Below are 18098 nucleotides of genomic sequence, written 5' to 3' on the forward strand. Positions count from 1 at the left end.
CGCATGACATCATCCCCACAGGTGGCCCGCGCCGGGGTCGCTCTGACCCAAGGAGTGTCGTCATGCCCGGACTCGCCGCCCCCCACGAGAAGGTCGACTGGTCGGTCCTCGGCAACCGCGCCCCGAGCGTCGGTGCCCTGCTGCGTAGCCGCGTGGAGGCGACACCTGACGCGCCCGCGTTCCAGTACTTCCCGGACCCGGACAGCGCCGATCTGGCGACGGTGACGTGGGAGGAGGCCTACGAGCTCGTCGAAGCCGTGGCGGCCGGGCTCATCGACCTCGGCATCGGCATCGAGGACCGGGTCGCCCTCGCATCGCAGACCCGCTACGAGTGGGTCATCGCCGATCTCGCCATCGTCTGCGCCGGCGGCGCGACCACGACCGTGTACCCGACGACGATCGGGCCGGACGTCGCCTACATCCTCAGTGACTCCGGCAGCGTTCTCGTCTTCGCCGAGGATGACGCGCAGGTCGCCAAGCTGGCCGAGCGCCGCGCCGAGATCCCCGAGGTCCGCCAGGTCGTCACCTTCACCGGCTCGGCCTCCGACGACGGGTGGGTCGTCACCCTCGCCGACCTGCAGGCGCGTGGCCGCGCCGCGCTGCAGGCCCGCCCCGACCTCGTCAGCAGCCGGATCGACGAGATCAAGCCGGACCACCTGGCCACCCTCATCTACACGTCGGGCACGACGGGCCGCCCCAAGGGGGTGCGCCTCGTGCAGGACAGCGTCGTCTACGAGGGCGCCGTCATCGAGGCCGGCGGTCTGCTCGGCCCGGACGACCTCCAGTTCCTCTGGCTGCCACTGTCGCACGTGTTCGGCAAGATGCTCGTCGCGACCGCGCTGCAGGTCGGCTTCCCCACCGCGGTGGACGGGCGGATCGACAAGATCGTCGACAACATGGCGATCGTCAAGCCGACCTTCATGGCCGGGCCGCCGCGCATCTTCGAGAAGGCGCACGGCCGGATCGCGATGATGTTCGACTCCGAGACCGGCGTCAAGAAGGCCCTCATCGACTGGGCCCTCGGGGTCGGCGGACAGATGCGCGACGCGAAGGAACGCGGTGACTCGCCCTCACCGCTCCTGTCGGTGCAGCACGCCGCGGCGAGCGCGCTCGTCCTGTCCAAGGTGCAGGAGCGCTTCGGGGGGCGGGTCCGGTTCATGATCAGCGGCTCGGCACCGCTGGATGCCGACGTCGCGAAGTGGTTCGGCGCGGTGGGCCTGCCCGTCCTGGAGGGCTACGGGCTGACCGAGTCGTCGTCCGGCACGACCGTCAACCGTACCGAGCCCGGGTCCTACGCGTTCGGGTCGGTCGGCTGGCCACTGCCGGAGACCGAGGTGCGGATCGACGAGGAGGACGGCGAGATCCTCATCAAGGGACCCGGGGTCATGCGGGGCTACCACAACAACCCCGAGGCGACCGCCGAGGTGCTCGGCGAGGACGGCTGGTTCCGCACCGGCGACATCGGCCGGATCGACGAGCGCGGCTTCCTCTACGTCACCGACCGGAAGAAGGACCTCTTCAAGACCTCCGGCGGCAAGTACATCGCGCCGGCGGCGATCGAGGCGAAGTTCAAGGGGATGTTCCCCTACCTGAGCCAGGTCGTCGTGTACGGGGCCGGACACAACTACGCGACCGCCCTCGTGACGCTCGACCCCGACGCAATCACCGCGTGGGCCGCAGCACACGGGAAGGCGGGTGCCGGCTACGCCGAGATCGTCACCTCACCCGAGGCGCAGGCCCTCGTCCAGTCGGCCGTCGACGAGCTCAACTCCGGACTCAACCAGTGGGAGACGATCAAGAGGTTCACCATCCTCGACCGCGACCTCACCATCGAGGAGGGCGACCTCACCCCCAGCATGAAGCTGCGTCGCAAGGCGGTGACCGACAAGTACCGCGACCAGCTCGACAAGCTGTACGTCGAGCCCTGACCACGCGCGGCGGGTGGGGTGCCGCGGCACCGGCGTGGGCGGCATACCCTCCTACACTGGGCGAATGCCCGGCGAGTCGATCTTCCCCGCCCTCGAACCGCTGCTGGAACGGGTGAGCAAGCCGATCCAGTACGTCGGCGGCGAGCTCAACTCCACCGTCAAGGACTGGCACGTCGGCGGGTTCGGTCCCGCCGGCGAGGAGCTGACCACCCGGTGGGCGCTGATGTACCCCGACGCGTACGAGGTCGGGCTGCCCAACCAGGGCGTCATGATCCTCTACGAGGTCATCAACGAACTCCCGGACGCGCTCGCCGAGCGGACCTACGCCGTGTGGCCCGACATGGAGTCACAGCTTCGGGCGGCGGGGCTGCCCCAGTTCACCGTGGACGGGCACCGCGCGGTGCGCGACTTCGACGTCCTCGGCATCTCGTTCTCGACGGAGCTCGGCTACACGAACCTGCTCACCGCGCTCGACCTCGCGAACATCCCCTTGTATGCCGCTGAGCGGGCCCTCCAGGACCCCGTGGTCATCGCGGGTGGTCACGCCTCGTTCAACCCGGAGCCGATCGCCGACTTCATCGATGCTGCTGTCATCGGCGACGGCGAGCAGGCGGTCCTCACGATCTCCGACATCGTGGGGGAGTGGAAGGGGCAGGGCCGCCCCGGTGGGCGCCGGGAGCTGTTGCTGCGGCTGGCCCGTACCGGTGGGGTCTACGTGCCGTCGTGCTACGACGTGAGCTACCTGCCCGACGGGCGGATCCAGCGCGTCGCACCGTCGCCGGACGCACCGGGCGTGCCCTGGCGGGTGGCGAAGCACACCGTCACGGATCTCGACGCGTGGCCCTACCCGAAGCAGCCGCTCGTGCCGCTCGCCGAGTCGGTCCACGAGCGGATGTCGGTCGAGATCTTCCGCGGCTGCACCCGCGGCTGCCGCTTCTGCCAGGCCGGCATGATCACCCGGCCGGTGCGTGAGCGCTCGATCACCGGCATCGGCGAGATGGTCGAGCGAGGCCTGGCCGCAACCGGGTTCGAGGAGGTGGGGCTGCTGTCGCTGTCCTCGGCCGACCACTCCGAGATCGCGCACCTCACCAAGGGGCTCGCCGACCGCTACGAGGGCACCCAGACCGGCCTGTCGCTGCCCTCGACCCGGGTCGACGCCTTCAACATCGACCTCGCGAACGAGCTGACCCGGGGCGGCCGACGCTCGGGCCTGACGTTCGCGCCCGAGGGGGGCTCCGAGCGGATCCGGCGTGTCATCAACAAGATGGTGACCGAGCAGGATCTCATCGAGACCGTCGCGGCGGCGTACGGGGCCGGGTGGCGTCAGGTCAAGCTCTACTTCATGTGCGGCCTGCCGACCGAGACCGACGAGGACGTCCTGCAGATCGCCGAGGTGGCGCGGCGGGTCGTCGAGACTGGCCGGAAGGCGTGCGGGCGGCGCGACATCCGGTGCACCGTCTCGATCGGCGGGTTCATCCCCAAGGCGCACACGCCCTTCCAGTGGGCCGCCCAGCTCGGCCCGGAGGAGACGGACGCGCGGTTGCTCAAGCTGCGCGAGGCGATCCGGGCCGACCGCAGGTACGGGTCGTCGATCGGGTTCCGCTACCACGACGGGCAGCCGGGGGTCGTCGAGGGGTTGCTCTCACGCGGCGACCGGCGCGTCGGCCGGGTCATCGAGGCGGTGTGGCGTGACGGTGGGCGGTTCGACGGGTGGAGCGAGCACTTCTCCTACGAGCGCTGGATGCGCTGCGCGCGGGAGGCGTTCGCCGGTTACCCGGTGGATGTGGCGTGGTACACGACCCGGGAGCGGGAGCACAACGAGGTGCTGCCGTGGGACCACCTGGACTCGGGCCTGGACAAGGACTGGCTGTGGGAGGACTGGCAGGACGCCCTCGACGAGCGTGAGCTCGACGACTGCCGATGGACGCCGTGCTTCGACTGCGGGGTCTGCCCGCAGCTGGGTACCCAGATCGAGGTCGGCCCGACCGGCCGGAAGCTGTTGCCGCTCACCGTCCTAGGGCAGGGGAGCCAGCAGCTGGCCGAAACGCGCTGACGCAGGCGCGGTGTGGCCCATCGACGACCAGGTCGCCTGGCCTGCGGCCGGCCGAAAGAGTGCGCGGGCCGCAACGGAGCCGCCAGGCTTGCTGCACTCTCGATCAGGACTTCTGCACTCTCGATCAGATGGGGTGGCCGATGTGGGCGAGGGCCTGGCGCACGAGGACACCGTGGCCACCGGTCATCTCACCGTGCTGGGCCATCAACGCGGCCTCCTCGGGCGTCACCCAGGCCAGGTCGAGCGCGTCCTGCTGCGGCCGGCAGTCACCCACGACGGGGACGATGTAGGCCAGCGAGACCGCGTGTTGTCGCGGGTCGTGGTAGGGCGTCACGCCGGGCGTCGGGAAGAACTCGGCCACCGTGTAGGGCTGGGGGGACAGGGGGATCCGGGGCAGCGCGACCGGACCGAGATCCTTCTCCACGTGCCGGGCCAGGGCATCGCGGATGCGCTCGTGGTAGAGCACGCGACCCCCGACGACCTCGTGACCGATGCCGCCGTCGGAGTCCGCTCGCAGGAGCAGCCCGACATGCGTCACGACGCCGCGATCGTCGCTGCGGACCGGCACCGCGTGGACGTAGAGGATCGGCAGGCGTTCCCGGGCCGAGTTGAGATCCTCCCGGCTCAGCCATGAGCTCGTCGTGTCCACCTCGGTCATGCGTCTGCCTCTCTCGTGAAGACCGTGCCGGGGTTCATGATGCCCGACGGGTCGAACACCGCCTTGCCCCGGCGTTGCCTGGCCAGCTCGGCGCTGCCGAGCTCGAGGACCGCCACGATGTCACCCACGACCCGCGAGGGCACACTGGTGGGGAAGGTCGGCACTGAGCCACCCTACGTCCGGCTAGAATGTCACCACAGGCGTCTGAGCCGTCATCAGCGGTGAGCCTCCGGAAGAACAGGGCGGCGACGCCCCCACTAGACCCGGACGGGTGGGCCCGTCACAGCCTGAGACGAAGCGGTCGTATGCCGCTCACCACCCCTTGCGGGGCGGCGGGCTCGTGCGGCAAGCGAGGTGGTACCGCGGTGTCGCCGGGGCTCTCCCGGTGACGTCGTCCTCGTCGAGTGAGGCAGCGAGCGACGCCAGGAGACCACCACATGACCTACCCGAAGGTCACCACAGACCCGCAGCACCCGGCCGACGTGCCCACCGCGCCCCGGTTCCCGCAGGTCGAGGAACATGTCCTCGAGTACTGGGAGCAGGACGGCACCTTCCTGGCCTCTGTCGAGAACCGCGACGCCGGGCAGAACGGCTCCAACGAGTTCGTCTTCTACGACGGGCCGCCGTTCGCCAACGGCCTGCCCCACTACGGGCACCTGCTGACCGGCTACGTCAAGGACATCGTGCCGCGCTACCAGACGATGCGGGGCAGGCGGGTCGAGCGGCGGTTCGGCTGGGACACGCACGGCCTGCCCGCCGAGCTGGAGGCGCAGCGCCAGCTCGGCCTGAAGACCAAGCAGGACATCCTCGACCTCGGCATCGACAAGTTCAATGACGCGTGCCGGGCCTCGGTGTTCAAGTACACCGACGAGTGGGTCAGCTACGTGACGCGGCAGGCACGCTGGGTCGACTTCGAGAACGACTACAAGACGCTCAACCCGAGCTTCATGGAGTCGGTCATCTGGGCGTTCAAGTGCCTCTACGACAAGGGCCTGGTCTACGAGGGCTTCCGGGTGCTGCCGTACTGCTGGAACGACCAGACGCCGCTGTCGAACCATGAGCTGCGGATGGACGACGACGTCTACCAGATGCGCCAGGACCCGGCCGTCACGATCGGCTACCGGCTCGAGACCGGCGAGCTGGCCCTGATCTGGACGACGACGCCGTGGACGGTGCCGTCGAACGTCGCGATGGCCGTGCACCCCGACATCGACTACGTCGTCGTCGAGTCCGACTTCACCGGGGTCACCGAGCGCTACGTCATCGCCGAGGCGCGGCTGGCCGCCTACGCCAAGGAGCTCGGGGGTTCCGACCCGTCGAGTCTGGCCGGCCGGATCGTTCAGCGGCTCAAGGGCGCCGAGCTCGTCGGGCGCCGCTACACCCCGCCGTTCTCGTACTTCCTCGGCCACCCGAACGGTCACGTCGTCCTGCCCGCGGACTATGTCACGACCGAGGACGGCACGGGTCTGGTCCACATCGCGTCCGCCTTCGGTGAGGAGGACAAGGTCCTCACCGACGCGTTCGGCATCGAAGTCGTCGTGCCCGTCGGCCCGGACGGTGCCTTCACCCATCCGGTGACCGACTACGAGGGGATGCACGTCTTCGACGCGAACCCCCACATCATCGACCACCTCAAGGCCCGCACCCGCGGTGCAGGTGAGATGGGCTCCACGACGGACGGGACGGTCCTGCTGCGCCGGGAGACCTACGAGCACAGCTACCCGCACTGCTGGCGCTGCCGGCAGCCGCTCATCTACATGGCGGTCTCGAGCTGGTTCGTGCAGGTCACGAAGGTCAAGGACCGGATGCTCGAGCTGAACCAGCAGATCGACTGGACTCCCGCGCACGTCAAGGACGGCCAGTTCGGCAAGTGGCTGGCCAACGCCCGCGACTGGTCGATCTCTCGGAACCGCTTCTGGGGCAGCCCGATCCCGGTGTGGAAGTCGGACGACCCGCAGTACCCGCGACTCGACGTCTACGGCTCCTTCGAGGAGCTGGAGCGCGACTTCGGGGTGCCCGTCACCGACCTGCACCGTCCCGGTATCGACCGGCTCACCCGGCCAAACCCCGACGACCCGACCGGGCGCTCGACGATGCGGCGAGTCGAGGACGTGCTCGACGTGTGGTTCGACTCGGGCTCGATGAGCTTCGCCCAGGTGCACTACCCCTTCGAGAATGCCGACTGGTTCGAGCACCACTTCCCGGGCGACTTCATCGTCGAGTACATCGGCCAGACCCGTGGGTGGTTCTACACGCTGCACATTCTCGCGACGGCCCTGTTCGACCGGCCCGCGTTCAAGTCGTGCGTGAGCCACGGAATCGTCCTCGGCTCGGACGGGCAGAAGATGAGCAAGTCGCTGCGCAACTACCCGGACGTGTCCGAGGTGTTCGAACGCGACGGAGCCGACGCGATGCGCTGGTTCCTGATGAGCAGCCCGATCCTGCGCGGCGGCAACCTCGTCGTGACCGAGCAGGGCATCCGTGACGGCGTCCGTCAGGTCATCATCCCGTTGTGGAACGCCTGGTCCTTCCTCGCCCTCTACGCCAACACCGCGAACGGCGGGGCGGGGTACGACGCGAAGCGCTCGACGGCATCGTCCGACGTCCTCGACCGGTACCTGCTCGCGAAGCTGCACGAGTTCGTCACCGAGGTGCGTGACCAGCTCGACGACTACGAGGTGGCTGCGGCCTGCGACAGCACGCGCGCCTTCGTCGACGTGCTGACCAACTGGTACATCCGCCGCTCGCGCGACCGGTTCTGGGGCGGGGAGTCCGACGCGTCGAGGGCTGCCTTCGACACGTTGTGGACCACCCTCGAGACGGTGACGCGGGCCGTCGCGCCGCTCCTGCCGCTGGTCAGCGAGGAGATCTGGCGAGGCCTGACCGGTGCCCGCTCCGTGCACCTGCAGGACTACCCCGACCCAGCCGAGCTGCCCATGGACGAGGCGCTCGTCTCGGTCATGGACCGGGCGCGAGAGCTCTGCTCCGTCGGGTCGAGCCTGCGCAAGGCGGGGGGCCTGCGAGCCCGCCTTCCGCTCGAGTCGCTCACCGTCGTCGTGCCGGACTCGTCCGCGCTCGAGCCCTTCGAGCAGATCGTCCGGGACGAGCTCAACGTCAAGGCGCTCCGGCTCGTGGAGCTCGGCTCCCAGAGCGATGCCGACTACGGCGTGATCCAGCGTCTGACCGTCAACGCCCGCGCCGCCGGCCCCCGCCTCGGCAAGGACGTCCAGGCTGCCATCAGGGGAAGCAAGAGCGGCGACTGGTCCGTCTCGCCCGAGGGGGTCGTGACCACCGGTGGCCTGGCACTGCACGATGGCGAGTACACGCTCGAGACGGTCGTGGCCGAGCAGACCGCGGGCACGGCGACCGCGATGCTGCCCGGTGGCGGGTTCGTCGTGCTCGACACGCAGGTGACACCTGAGCTCGCCAGCGAGGGCCTCGCCCGCGACCTCGTCCGGGCCGTCCAGCAGGCGCGCCGGGAGGCCGGGCTGCACGTCAGCGACCGGATCAGCCTGACCATCACCGGGACGGACGAGGTCTTCGAGGCGACGGTCACCCATCGGGACCTGATCGTCGGGGAGACCCTTGCGACGCAGTTCTCCTCAGCCGGGGCCGAGCACGCCCTTCCGGCCGGTACGGGCGCGATGGTCGAGATCGGCGACGGCCAGCAGGCTCGGATCATGGTGGCCAGGCGATGAGCCCAGCGGAGGCACAGAGCCCCGTCACCATCCGGACCGCGACCGGCGACGACCTCGACGCCGTCCTGCGGGTCGGCCACGAGACCTGGCGCGTGACGTACGAGCCGATCGCGGGCCCCGACTACGTCGCCATGGGCCTGGCCAAGTGGTGGACCGCCGATGCTGTCATCCCAGGCATCCGGGTCGGCCGGACGCTCGTCGCGGACGAGGACGCAGCGGTCGTGGGGATGGCCTCCTACGGAAGCCAGGGCAACGAGCTCGTCCTGTGGAAGCTCTACGTCCTGCCCGGTCACCAGGGCCAGGGAATCGGGCGCAGGCTCCTGGACGAGGTGGTGCTGCGGGCCAGCCAGCTGGGGCACCGCACGCTGCACGTCTCCCACATAGACGGCAACGACCACGCGGCCCGCTTCTACGAGCGCAACGGGTTCCGGTATACGCACCGCGAGCCGGGCGGCTCCGGGTTGCCGGACGAGATCTGGCTCGCCAAGGACCTCGCCAAGGACCTGGTCATGGGCGACGACCAGGCCGCCGACGCTGCCTCACCCGACGGCTCGGTCCTGCCCGACGACTCGGTCCCGCCCGACGACTCGGTCCCGCCCGGACAGCGGGAAGCTCGGTGAACCCGCGGCCCGACGCCGCCGATCAGGCGGCCCGTCGCCTCGAGGAGCGCAGGCGAATGCGCGAGATCGAGGCGGAGATCCTGTCCCGCGCCCCGGAGAACGACATCGGGCCCTCGCTCGAGCGGATCCGCGCCGTCATGCAGCTCGCCGGGGATCCCCAGCACGCCTTCCCCACCGTCCATCTGACCGGCACCAACGGCAAGACGTCGACGAGCCGGATGATCGACACGATCCTGCGCGAGCTGGGCGTGACGACAGGCCGCTTCACCTCGCCGCACCTGCACGACCTGCGCGAGCGGATCGCCCTGTCCGGCAAACCGATCCCGCGCGAGAAGCTCATCGCCGCCTACGAAGAGGTGAGGCCGCTCGTCGACCTCGTCGACGGCCGGTCACTCGAGTCGGGCGGGCGCCGGCTCAACTTCTTCGAGACCCTCGTCGCCGTGGCGTACGCCGCCTTCGCAGACGCCCCCGTCGACGCCGCCGTCGTCGAGGTCGGGCTCGGCGGCACGTGGGACGCGACCAACGTCGCCGACGCGCGGGTCTCGGTCATCACCCCGATCGACCTCGACCACACCCACCTGCTCGGCGACGACATCGCCTCGATCACGCAGGAGAAGTCGGGGATCATCAAGCCCGACGGCATCACCGTGTCGGCGCTGCAGGCCGACGAGGCCGCCGAGATCCTGCGCGAGCGTGCCGAGCAGGTCGGAGCCCGGATCCTCGTCGAGGGGACCGACTTCGGTGTCCTCACCCGCGATGTCGCGCTCGGCGGGCAGCTCGTCTCGCTCCGGGGCCTCGCGGGTGACTACCCGGACCTGTTCCTGCCGCTGCACGGCGCCCACCAGGCACAGAACCTGGCGGTCGCGGTGGCCGCCGTCGAGGCCTTCGTCGGAGGCGGTGAGCAGCCGCTCGAGCACGAGGTGCTGCTCGCCGCCTGCGCGGCCATGGCCTCGCCCGGCCGGCTGGAGGTGGTGCGGCGCTCGCCGACGGTCGTGGTCGACGCCGCCCACAACCCGCACGGCGCTCGGGCCCTGGTCAGCGCACTCGATGAGGCGTTCACCTTCACCCGGCTGGTGGGCCTGCTCAGCATCGTGGCGGACAAGGACGCCGTCGGGATCCTCGAGATCCTCGAGCCGGTGCTGTCCGAGGTCGTGGTCACCCGCAACTCCTCGCACCGAGCGCTCGACCCGGCCCGGCTTGGCCGGCTCGCCGTCGAGGTCTTCGGCGCGCACCGGGTCACCGTCGTCCCGAACCTGCCGGACGCCCTCGAGCAGGCCGTGACTCTGGCGGAGGCCGATGGGCTCGGTGGCGGAGTCCTCGCGACGGGCTCGGTGATCACGGCCGGCGAGGTGCGCCTCCTGCTCGGCCACGACGAGACCTGAGGCGTGCGCCACGTAGGCTCGACCCCATGATCCTGCGTCTGCTGCTCATCGTCGCGATCATCATCGTGCTCGTGGTGCTCTACGGGCGGCTCGTCGGCCGGCGCGACCGGGAGAGGGCCTACCCGGGCCTGACCGAGCAGGCGCGCGCGAGCATCAGCCGGGAGATCAGTGCCGGCCGCAAGGTCAACGCGATCAAGCTCTACCGTGAGGCGACCGGGGCAGCCCTGCCGGAAGCGAAGCGGGTGGTCGACTCGTGGTTCGTCCCCGGCAAGGGTCCCGGCGTCGAGGACGCTGCCCGGTCCTGGACCGACGGCCGACTCACGCCCGAGGCCCGGTCACGGATCAGCGGCCTCGTCGCTGCCGGTCGCCGGGAGGACGCGATGGTGCTCTACGCCGAGGCGACCGGGGCGAGCGACACGGAGGCCCAGGCCATCATCCGGTCCTGGGACACCTCGCAGGACTTTTGACACGAAAGGCTGTTGACACGAAAGGCAATAGGGAACGCATGTCGCGGCTCGTCTTCTACGGCAGGACCGGCAGGTTCACCTGGCGGATGCTCGCCACGGTGCTGGCCGGCCAGTCGATCATCATCTTCTTCGGCGCGCTCGTCGCACGCGGCACCGCCATCGCTCAGGGCGATCCGGCCACCGCCGGCCGCTACCTGCTCGTCGGTTCGGTCATCGCCGCCCTGTGCCTGCTCGGTGCGGGGCTGACCCGCAAGCCGTATGGCGTCACCCTCGGGTGGCTGGTCCAGGTCCTGACGCTCCTGGCCGGGTTCGTCGTGCCGATGATGTTCCTCGCCGGCCTGATCTTCCTCGCCCTGTGGGTCACCTCGCTGCTCAAGGGAGGCGCCGTCGACCGGATGCAGACGCCGGTAGGGTGACGCCCGTGACCATCGAACGCTCCCTCGTCCTCGTCAAACCCGACGGCTTCCAGCGCGGACTGACCGGGGAGGTGCTGCGGCGCGTCGAGGCCAAGGGCTACACCCTCAGCGTCCTGGCGATCCTGACACCGACCCGCGAGGTGCTCGCGCAGCACTACGCCGAGCACGAGGGCAAGCCGTTCTACGAGCCGTTGCTCGAGTTCATGTCCTCGGGCCTCGTCACCGCGGCCGTCATCGAGGGCCACGACTGTGTCAAGGGCTTCCGGGCACTGGCCGGAGCCACGAACCCGACCGACGCGGCGCCGGGCACGATCCGCGGTGACTTCGGCCGCGACTGGGGCACCGCCGTGCAGCAGAACATCGTCCACGGGTCGGACTCGGTCGAGTCGGCCACCCGCGAGATCGGGATCTGGTTCCCGCAGTCCTGAACCCACCGGTTTCTGACTGCGGGCCATGTTGGTGTTGTGGGGACTGACTCGATGGTGGCGGAGCTATCCTTTGCGGAGCAGCCCGGTGAGCCCGGCCAGGAGCAGCACGGTCATCAGCCATCCGAGGAGTTTCAGGGCGGTCAGGGTGGTCTCGAGCCAGGCTGCTCCGGGGGCCAGCGGCGCCCAGGCCGGCGGGGTGACCGCCGAGGCGGGGGAGACGGTCGCCAGTGCATAAGTGAGGGGATGCAGTGCCGGGTAGCCGGAGGCCCGGCAGGCGGGATCGTCGGCTGCGGTCATGGGCTCCGTGAGGCTCGGGCAGGCCACTCCCGCGGGCGGCGCGGCGATACGGGCTGTTGCCGCGGTCGGCAGGAACGCGCCGGGGGTGGCGGCGGTAAGGGCGGTGGCCGTCAGGATGGCCGCGAGCAGCCACACCGCGGCGAGCAGCGGGTAGTAGCCGTATCCGACGCTGCTGGCGTAGAGCCAGCGGAACAGTTTCGAGTGCCAGGGTGCGCGCCGGGTCGTCCGGTGCGCGGCCGCGAACCGGACCCGGCGGGCGTCGGCGGGTTGGCCGTTGCGGTCGTAGACGCGGGCGAGCTCTTCCCAGGGGCTGGTGGTGAACCTGTCGCTGGTGTCGAGCCATGCGATGGCCGCCGACCGGTCGTGGCGCAGGTGCCCGTGGATGTCGCGCACGCTCCACCCGGCCGCGCCCGTCAGCCGCGGTAACCCGTTCGCTTCATGATTCACGACGAGGTCGCCGAGCTGGCAGGCGGTAAGGTCCACGCCCCCTTCACACTGGGTGATTCCATCCACGAGCAGTGCCTGGACTTTGGCTTGCTCAAGGAGCAGGGCGACCTTGCCGTTGCTCAGCTTGCCGAGGTTGCTCAGGGTGGCGCCAGACAAGTCGAGCTGACCGGCGATGGTGGCGCCAGACAAGTCGAGCTGACCGATGGCGGTGAACCCCGCGCGAGCGAACAGGTCACCGCGGATCTCGGCCACATCGAGGGCTAGGGCAACCCCGTCGGGGTTGGCCAATCTGGCGCCAGACAGGACGAACTGGCCGCCGATGGTGGCACCGATCGCACGGACCTGGCCGGTGGCGGTGAACCCGTCGCGGGCGACCAGGCGACTGCTGATCTCGGCCCCATCGAGGTTCAGGGCGACCCCGTCGGGGTTGGCCAGGCAGGCGCCGGACAGGACGAACTCGCTGATGGTGGCGCCGAGCGCACGCACCTGCCCCCTGGCGGTGAACCCGTCGCGCGCGATCAGGCCGCCGCGGACCTCGGCCCCGTCAAGGTTCAGGGCGACCCCGTCGGGGTTGGCCAGGTTGGCGCCAGAGAGGTCGAGCTGGCCGCCGATGGTGGCGCCGAGCGCACGCACCTGCCCGGTCGCGGTGAACCCGTCCCCGGCGAGCAGGCTGCCGCGGATCTCTGCCCAGTCGAGGTTCAGGGCAACCCCGTCGGGGTTGGCCAATCTGGCACCGGACAGGACCAGGAAGCCGGCGATGGTGGCGTCGAGTGCACGCAGTTCCCCGGTGGCGGTGAACCCGTCCCCGGCGAGCAGGCTGCCGCGGATCTCGGCCCCATCAAGGTTCAGGGCAACCCCGTCGCGGTTGGCCAATCTGGCACCGGACAGGACAAGCTGGCCGCCGATAGTGGCTCCGACAGCACGCACTTGCCCGCACGTCGTCTTGGCGATGACCAGGTCGCGGTCGACCCTGGCGCCGTCCAGGTCCACGCGCTCTGCACGCGAGTCCGTCATCGCCAGACGTCGGATGCTGCAGCCCTCACCGGTTAGGCCGCCTGCCAGCACGCAATGGTCGAGAGTCACCGGGAACGGGATATCGGCGTCTTCGAGGTTCAGTGCCCCGGTGATCCAAGCCCCGCGAAGCACCAGCCCGCGAGGGTCGACCGTCGCCGGTGGGCGCAGGAGTGCCGTGCGTATGGCTGATGCGGGAACCTGCTGCTCCACCGGCCATGGCTCGTTGGCCAGGACGTCCGGATCGTTCGGCCCGACGAGGTCGACTGCGGCCCCCGCCTCCAGGACGGCGGTGAAGCTCGATACCCAGACGTCGAGGGGGCTCTGTGCTGCCACATGGCGAATCGTGCCAGAGCCACGGTCGTCCATGGCACTCCCTTGCGACTTACGCAGAACTGGCCCCTTCTGAAGCAAGCTCTCGGGGGTACTGGTGGAGTACGTACCCAAGCGAACATCCGGCCTGACCGTTGGCCGGCGACGGCGAGAAATTCAGATCGAGGGCGCTACGTGAAGATGCACGCCCTACGCTCTCGAAGAGTGACGCAGGCATCGGGAGATCAGGGCAGGCAGTCGCCAACGCCCTCGCCAGTGCTTGAAAAGACCGGGTGGGACCCGAACCGGGTAGCGACGTGGATCATCGGGGTACTCGTCGCCGGTGTCGCGGTCAACCTCGTCAGTGACGTGTTTCTTGACTCGCCGTTCACTTGGGTTGCCCCGACGATCCTCGCACTGGCAGCGCTGCTTGTTAGCCCCAGAGGGTGTCTCCGGCGGGAGGCTTACGGCTCCCGCCAGTGGGCCTTCCTTGCCGGCGTTGTGTTCCTTGCCGGCTATGTGTTGGTCGCCGTCTATATCGGATCAACGTTGAACTCACTCGGGCCGCAACTGTTGCAAAGCTTCTGCCTTTGGCTGGCGGCCTGCTTGCTGTCGTGGCAAACGCTCCGGGCGAACCTTGACTTTGCCGCTGCAGCCATAGCGGTGGCGGTCCTGTTTCCCGGGGCGATGTTCTCGTTGGTCGGCGCGGATGCCCTGCGGGAAGACGAGGCCCCCGTGCTGTTCGGGGTGGCGTTTCTGCTGGCCGGGGTGGCACTCCTGCTGCTCGGGATGGCACTCCTACGGGATGGTGACCGGCCTGCCGATCGGGGTGACGTTCCTGCTGCTGGGGGTGGCGGTCCTCCTGTTCGGGGTGGCATTTTTCGTGTTCGGAGCCCCCCTGTTTGGGGTGGCCTTCCTGCTGCTGGGGATGGCGGTCCTGCTGTTTGCGGTGGCGCTCCTGCGCGGCGGCGCCACCCTGACTGGGCCGGCGCGCCTATTGGCCGGATCGGCTGGCCTGATGGCCGGGGTGGCCGTCCTCCTGGTCGGGGTCGCCGTCCTGCAGAATGACGGCCCCCCGCCGCTCGCGGCGGCGACTTTTGCGGCCGGGGTGGCGGTCCTGCTTCTCGGGGGGCGCTCCTGCTGGACGGCGCCGCCGTGGGCTTGGCGGTTCTGGTGGCCGGGGCGGCGGTCCTGCTTCTCGGGGAGACGCTCCTGCTGGACGGCGCCACCGTGGGCTTGGCGGTTCTGGTGGTCGGAGTAGCGATCGTAGTGGCCGGGGTGGTGGCCCTGTGGCAGAAGACCAGCCCGACCGGACTGGAGTTACAAAGGGGCCGAATTAGGCAGTACTTCCTGCGAGACCGAGATAAGTGAGGTGCTGATCCAGAATGGAGTGCGGGCCGACTGCCCCGTGCGGGATGCGCCCGAGGCGTGTGTGTTGCGTGACGACGGCCCCGCTGGAGATCGGGGGGTAGATGATGATGGGCGCGCGCTGCCTGCCTGCCTGCCTGCCCCAGTACCAATCACCCAGAGGGTAATCAACCAAGTGCTCCCACCACGCTGGCCAAGCGGCCCACCGACCGGCGCACGAGATGTGCTGTGCGCGCGCACCTGCGGCGGGAATCTGCTGGTCCACGGACGAGCATGACCTCGGACTTGTTGTAGGAGTGCCACAACAGCGGTGCGACGTCCGCTACCCACGCGTTCCGGCCGAGGCGCCGAGAGGACGTCGGTGAATCGCTCGGGTCGGGCAGGACCTCAGGTGGCCTGAGTGGCGGCGGCTCCGTAGTAGCGGAACAGGATCTCGGCTACGCACGCGGGCTTGGGCTGTCCCTCGAGCTCGAACGTCAGTGCCAACGCGACCTGGTATCCGCCGGTGACCTCCTCGACGCTGAGGCAGTCTGCCGAGAGCCGCAGTCGTGCCCCGACCGGGACCGGGGCCGGGAACCGCACCTTGCCCAGCCCGTAGTTGACGATCTGCGCCGCGTCGGCGACGATGAGGATCTCCTCGAGCAGCACCGGGGCCAGCGACAGGGTCAGGTAACCGTGCGCGATCGGGCCGCCGAACGGGCCGGCCGCGGCGCGTTCCGGGTCGACATGGATCCACTGGTGGTCGCCGGTCGCATCGGCGAACAGGTTCACCCGGTCCTGGTCGATCTCGTGCCAAGCACTCTCGCCCAGGTGGGTGCCGGCGAGAGCGGGTAGCTGGCTGTAGGGCGTCTCGTTTGCCAAGGTGGGCCTCCCATCGGCGGGACTGGAGATGAGTCCCGAACATACCTCAGGGCTCGGCGACGGCGACAGGGACATCCATTGGACCTCGGTCAGCGGCTCTGCGGTGGGTGGCCGCTGCTGGATGGGGTTACCGTCGAAGGACAGGCAGGGGATGTCTCTCGAAAGAGGAAAGCCATGCCGAACCAACCCGTCGTCCCGCCGTTCGGTCGCGACGACGCGATCGCCAAGGTCAGGGCTGCCGAGGACCTGTGGAACACCAGAGATCCCGAGCGCGTCGCCCTGGCCTACTCGCCGGACAGCCGGTGGCGCAACCGGACGACGTGGGTCAAAGGTCGCGACGAGATCGTCGCGTTCCTCGTGCAGAAGTGGGAACGCGAGCTCGACTACCGGCTGATCAAGGAGATGTGGGGCTACGGGGACAACCGCATCGCGGTGCGCTTCGCCTCGGAGTGCCGCGGCAAGGACGGACTCTGGTACCGCTGCTACGGCAACGAGAACTGGCAGTTCGACGCAGACGGGCGCTGTCAGCTGCGGCACGCGAGCATCAACGACCTGCAGATCGCGGAGTCGGCACGCCTCTACCACTGGGACGCGCCCGGCCCCCGCCCCCAGGACCATCCCGGGCTGACCGACCTCGGGCTCTGAGCTCGCGCCGACCGTGGCGTCGCGGGTCGCACCCGGCCCGATCCGCGCGGCTCCTGGCGCCCACCGATAGGGTGTCGCCCATGGCTGATTTCGATGTGGTAGTGCTCGGGGCCGGACCCGGTGGCTATGTCGCGGCGATCCGCGCGTCCCAGCTCGGCAAGAAGGCGGCGGTCGTCGAGAAGCAGTACTGGGGTGGTGTCTGCCTCAACGTCGGGTGCATCCCCAGCAAGGCGCTGCTGCGCAACGCCGAGATCGCGCACATCATCACGCACGAGAAGAAGACCTTCGGCATCGAGGGTGACGCGACGATGTCCTTCGCCGCCACCCACTCCCGTAGCCGGAGCGTGGCCGAGGCCAGCGCCAAGGGCGTGCACTACCTGATGAAGAAGAACAAGATCGAGGAGGTCGACGGCTGGGGGACGATCACGAGTCCCACCTCGATGGACGTCGCCCTGAACGACGGCTCGTCGCGCACCATCACCTTCGACAACCTCATCATCGCCACGGGAGCGACGGTGCGGATGCTGCCCGGCATGCAGGTCAGCCCCAACGTCGTCACCTACGAGGAGCAGATCCTCGACGCCGACCTGCCGAGCTCGATCATCATCGGCGGCTCGGGCGCCATCGGGGTCGAGTTCGCCTATGTCCTGAAGAACTTCGGCGTCCACGTCACGATCGTCGAGTTCCTCGACCGAATGGTCCCGACCGAGGACGCCGACGTCTCCAAGGAGTTGTTCAAGCAGTACAAGAAGCTCGGCGTCACCGTCCTGCTCTCCACCGCGGTCAAGAACGTCGAGGACACCGGCTCGGGTGTGCGCGTCACCGTCGCCCCCGCCGCCGGTGGCGATGAGAAGGTCCTCGAGGCCGACAAGTTCCTCGCCGCCTTCGGCTTCGCTCCCCGGGTGGAGGGCTTCGGGCTCGAGGCGGCCGGGGTGCAGCTGACCGAGCGGGGCGCCGTCGGCGTGGACGCCCGGGGCCGCACCAACGTCCAGGGGGTCTACGCGATCGGGGACTGCACCGGCAAGCTCATGCTCGCCCACACGGCAGAGGCGATGGGGGTCGTCACCGCCGAGACGATCGCCGACGCCGAGACGATGGAGATCAACTTCGACATGATCCCGCGGGCGACGTTCTGCCAGCCGCAGATCGCCTCGTTCGGCTACTCGGAGCAGCAGGCCCGCGACAAGGGCTACGACGTCAAGACGGCCAGCTTCCCCTTCTCGGCCAACGGCAAGGCCCGCGGCATGGCCGAGGGGGTCGGGTTCGTCAAGATCGTCGCCGACGCCGAGCACAACGAGATCGTCGGCGGGCACATGATCGGCCCCGAGGTGACCGAGCTGCTCCCCGCCCTCACGCTGGCCCAGCAGTGGGACCTCACCGCCGACGAGGTGGCCCGCAACATCTTCGCCCACCCGACCCTCAGCGAGGCGATGAAGGAGGCCATCGAGGGGATCGCCGGCCACATGATCAACCTCTGAACCCGACCCGGCGCGAAGGTATGCCGCCC

Annotated in this window: 15 protein-coding genes; 11 read left to right on the forward strand and 4 right to left on the reverse strand. The window is 69.4% G+C overall.

What is annotated here, in order from left to right:
* Window positions 1–62: 62 nt before the first annotated feature.
* Together L0H79_RS00495 and L0H79_RS00500 are read left to right on the forward strand one after the other, a co-directional pair.
* Window positions 63–1928: a long-chain fatty acid--CoA ligase gene (locus L0H79_RS00495; protein WP_301482558.1), complete on the forward strand. Its 1866-nt coding sequence runs from the start codon at window positions 63–65 to the stop codon at window positions 1926–1928.
* Window positions 1929–1992: 64 nt separating this feature from the next.
* The gene (locus L0H79_RS00500) at window positions 1993–3981 is read left to right on the forward strand and encodes a TIGR03960 family B12-binding radical SAM protein (protein ID WP_301482559.1); all 1989 of its coding nucleotides are present in this window, start codon (window positions 1993–1995) and stop codon (window positions 3979–3981) included.
* A 124-nt stretch (window positions 3982–4105) separates the two neighbouring features.
* Here L0H79_RS00500 and L0H79_RS00505 read toward each other — a convergent pair whose 3' ends face one another.
* Together L0H79_RS00505 and L0H79_RS00510 are read right to left on the reverse strand one after the other, a co-directional pair.
* A complete protein-coding gene (locus L0H79_RS00505) occupies window positions 4106–4639 on the reverse strand; it encodes an NUDIX hydrolase family protein (protein ID WP_301482560.1) in 534 nt (177 codons plus the stop codon).
* The gene (locus tag L0H79_RS00510) at window positions 4636–4803 is read right to left on the reverse strand and encodes an FAD-linked oxidase C-terminal domain-containing protein (RefSeq protein ID WP_301482561.1); all 168 of its coding nucleotides are present in this window, start codon (window positions 4801–4803) and stop codon (window positions 4636–4638) included. The genes L0H79_RS00505 and L0H79_RS00510 overlap by 4 nt, the downstream gene beginning before the upstream one ends.
* Before the next feature lie 273 nt (window positions 4804–5076).
* On the opposite strand from L0H79_RS00510, the gene ileS reads away from it, so the two are divergent.
* Genes ileS through ndk form a run of 6 tightly spaced genes read left to right on the forward strand, consistent with a single transcriptional unit; the run spans window position 5077 to window position 11650 of the window.
* Window positions 5077–8337, forward strand: coding sequence for an isoleucine--tRNA ligase (gene ileS / locus L0H79_RS00515; protein WP_301482562.1), 3261 nt, complete (start codon window positions 5077–5079; stop codon window positions 8335–8337).
* Window positions 8334–8957 carry a GNAT family N-acetyltransferase gene (locus L0H79_RS00520; protein ID WP_301482563.1) on the forward strand — a complete coding sequence of 208 codons (624 nt, stop codon included), beginning with the start codon at window positions 8334–8336 and terminating at the stop codon, window positions 8955–8957. The genes ileS and L0H79_RS00520 overlap by 4 nt, the downstream gene beginning before the upstream one ends.
* Before the next feature lie 56 nt (window positions 8958–9013).
* On the forward strand, window positions 9014–10339 hold the full coding sequence (locus L0H79_RS00525) for a folylpolyglutamate synthase/dihydrofolate synthase family protein (protein ID WP_301482564.1): 1326 nt from the start codon (window positions 9014–9016) through the stop codon (window positions 10337–10339).
* 26 nt (window positions 10340–10365) lie between these two features.
* Window positions 10366–10806 (forward strand): hypothetical protein, encoded by a 441-nt coding sequence (locus L0H79_RS00530; RefSeq protein ID WP_301482565.1) that lies wholly within the window; start codon window positions 10366–10368, stop codon window positions 10804–10806.
* A 38-nt stretch (window positions 10807–10844) separates the two neighbouring features.
* Complete coding sequence (locus L0H79_RS00535) at window positions 10845–11222, forward strand: DUF4233 domain-containing protein (protein WP_301482566.1); 378 nt, start codon at window positions 10845–10847, stop codon at window positions 11220–11222.
* Between the two features lie 5 nt (window positions 11223–11227).
* Window positions 11228–11650 carry a nucleoside-diphosphate kinase gene (gene ndk, locus L0H79_RS00540; protein ID WP_301482567.1) on the forward strand — a complete coding sequence of 141 codons (423 nt, stop codon included), beginning with the start codon at window positions 11228–11230 and terminating at the stop codon, window positions 11648–11650.
* Window positions 11651–11713: 63 nt separating this feature from the next.
* Here the strand turns inward: ndk and L0H79_RS00545 are convergent, their stop codons facing one another.
* The gene (locus tag L0H79_RS00545) at window positions 11714–13741 is read right to left on the reverse strand and encodes a hypothetical protein (protein ID WP_301482568.1); all 2028 of its coding nucleotides are present in this window, start codon (window positions 13739–13741) and stop codon (window positions 11714–11716) included.
* A 781-nt stretch (window positions 13742–14522) separates the two neighbouring features.
* Here L0H79_RS00545 and L0H79_RS00550 point away from each other — a divergent pair.
* Entirely contained in the window at window positions 14523–14978 is a 456-nt protein-coding gene (locus tag L0H79_RS00550; protein WP_301482569.1) for a hypothetical protein, read from the forward strand.
* A 494-nt stretch (window positions 14979–15472) separates the two neighbouring features.
* On the opposite strand, the gene L0H79_RS00555 is transcribed toward L0H79_RS00550, so the two are convergent.
* Window positions 15473–15946: a MaoC family dehydratase gene (locus L0H79_RS00555; protein ID WP_301482570.1), complete on the reverse strand. Its 474-nt coding sequence runs from the start codon at window positions 15944–15946 to the stop codon at window positions 15473–15475.
* Between the two features lie 174 nt (window positions 15947–16120).
* Here L0H79_RS00555 and L0H79_RS00560 point away from each other — a divergent pair, with 174 nt between their 5' ends.
* Together L0H79_RS00560 and lpdA are read left to right on the forward strand one after the other, a co-directional pair.
* A complete protein-coding gene (locus tag L0H79_RS00560) occupies window positions 16121–16591 on the forward strand; it encodes a nuclear transport factor 2 family protein (RefSeq protein WP_301482571.1) in 471 nt (156 codons plus the stop codon).
* Between the two features lie 80 nt (window positions 16592–16671).
* On the forward strand, window positions 16672–18069 hold the full coding sequence (gene lpdA / locus L0H79_RS00565) for a dihydrolipoyl dehydrogenase (protein ID WP_301482572.1): 1398 nt from the start codon (window positions 16672–16674) through the stop codon (window positions 18067–18069).
* The last annotated feature ends 29 nt before the right edge of the window (window positions 18070–18098 follow it).

This window comes from Intrasporangium sp., assembly GCF_030452765.1.
Taxonomy (GTDB): Bacteria; Actinomycetota; Actinomycetes; order Actinomycetales; family Dermatophilaceae; genus Intrasporangium_A.

Excerpts from the sequence above, each read along its gene's own strand:
- L0H79_RS00495 (WP_301482558.1), top strand. The coding sequence starts at position 63 with ATGCCCGGACTCGCCGCCCCCCACGAGAAGGTCGACTGGTCGGTCCTC.
- L0H79_RS00500 (WP_301482559.1), top strand. The coding sequence starts at position 1,993 with ATGCCCGGCGAGTCGATCTTCCCCGCCCTCGAACCGCTGCTGGAACGG.
- L0H79_RS00505 (WP_301482560.1), bottom strand. The coding sequence starts at position 4,639 with ATGACCGAGGTGGACACGACGAGCTCATGGCTGAGCCGGGAGGATCTC.
- ileS (WP_301482562.1), top strand. The coding sequence starts at position 5,077 with ATGACCTACCCGAAGGTCACCACAGACCCGCAGCACCCGGCCGACGTG.
- L0H79_RS00520 (WP_301482563.1), top strand. The coding sequence starts at position 8,334 with ATGAGCCCAGCGGAGGCACAGAGCCCCGTCACCATCCGGACCGCGACC.
- L0H79_RS00525 (WP_301482564.1), top strand. The coding sequence starts at position 9,014 with ATGCGCGAGATCGAGGCGGAGATCCTGTCCCGCGCCCCGGAGAACGAC.
- L0H79_RS00530 (WP_301482565.1), top strand. The coding sequence starts at position 10,366 with ATGATCCTGCGTCTGCTGCTCATCGTCGCGATCATCATCGTGCTCGTG.
- L0H79_RS00535 (WP_301482566.1), top strand. The coding sequence starts at position 10,845 with ATGTCGCGGCTCGTCTTCTACGGCAGGACCGGCAGGTTCACCTGGCGG.
- L0H79_RS00550 (WP_301482569.1), top strand. The coding sequence starts at position 14,523 with ATGGTGACCGGCCTGCCGATCGGGGTGACGTTCCTGCTGCTGGGGGTG.
- L0H79_RS00560 (WP_301482571.1), top strand. The coding sequence starts at position 16,121 with ATGCCGAACCAACCCGTCGTCCCGCCGTTCGGTCGCGACGACGCGATC.
- lpdA (WP_301482572.1), top strand. The coding sequence starts at position 16,672 with ATGGCTGATTTCGATGTGGTAGTGCTCGGGGCCGGACCCGGTGGCTAT.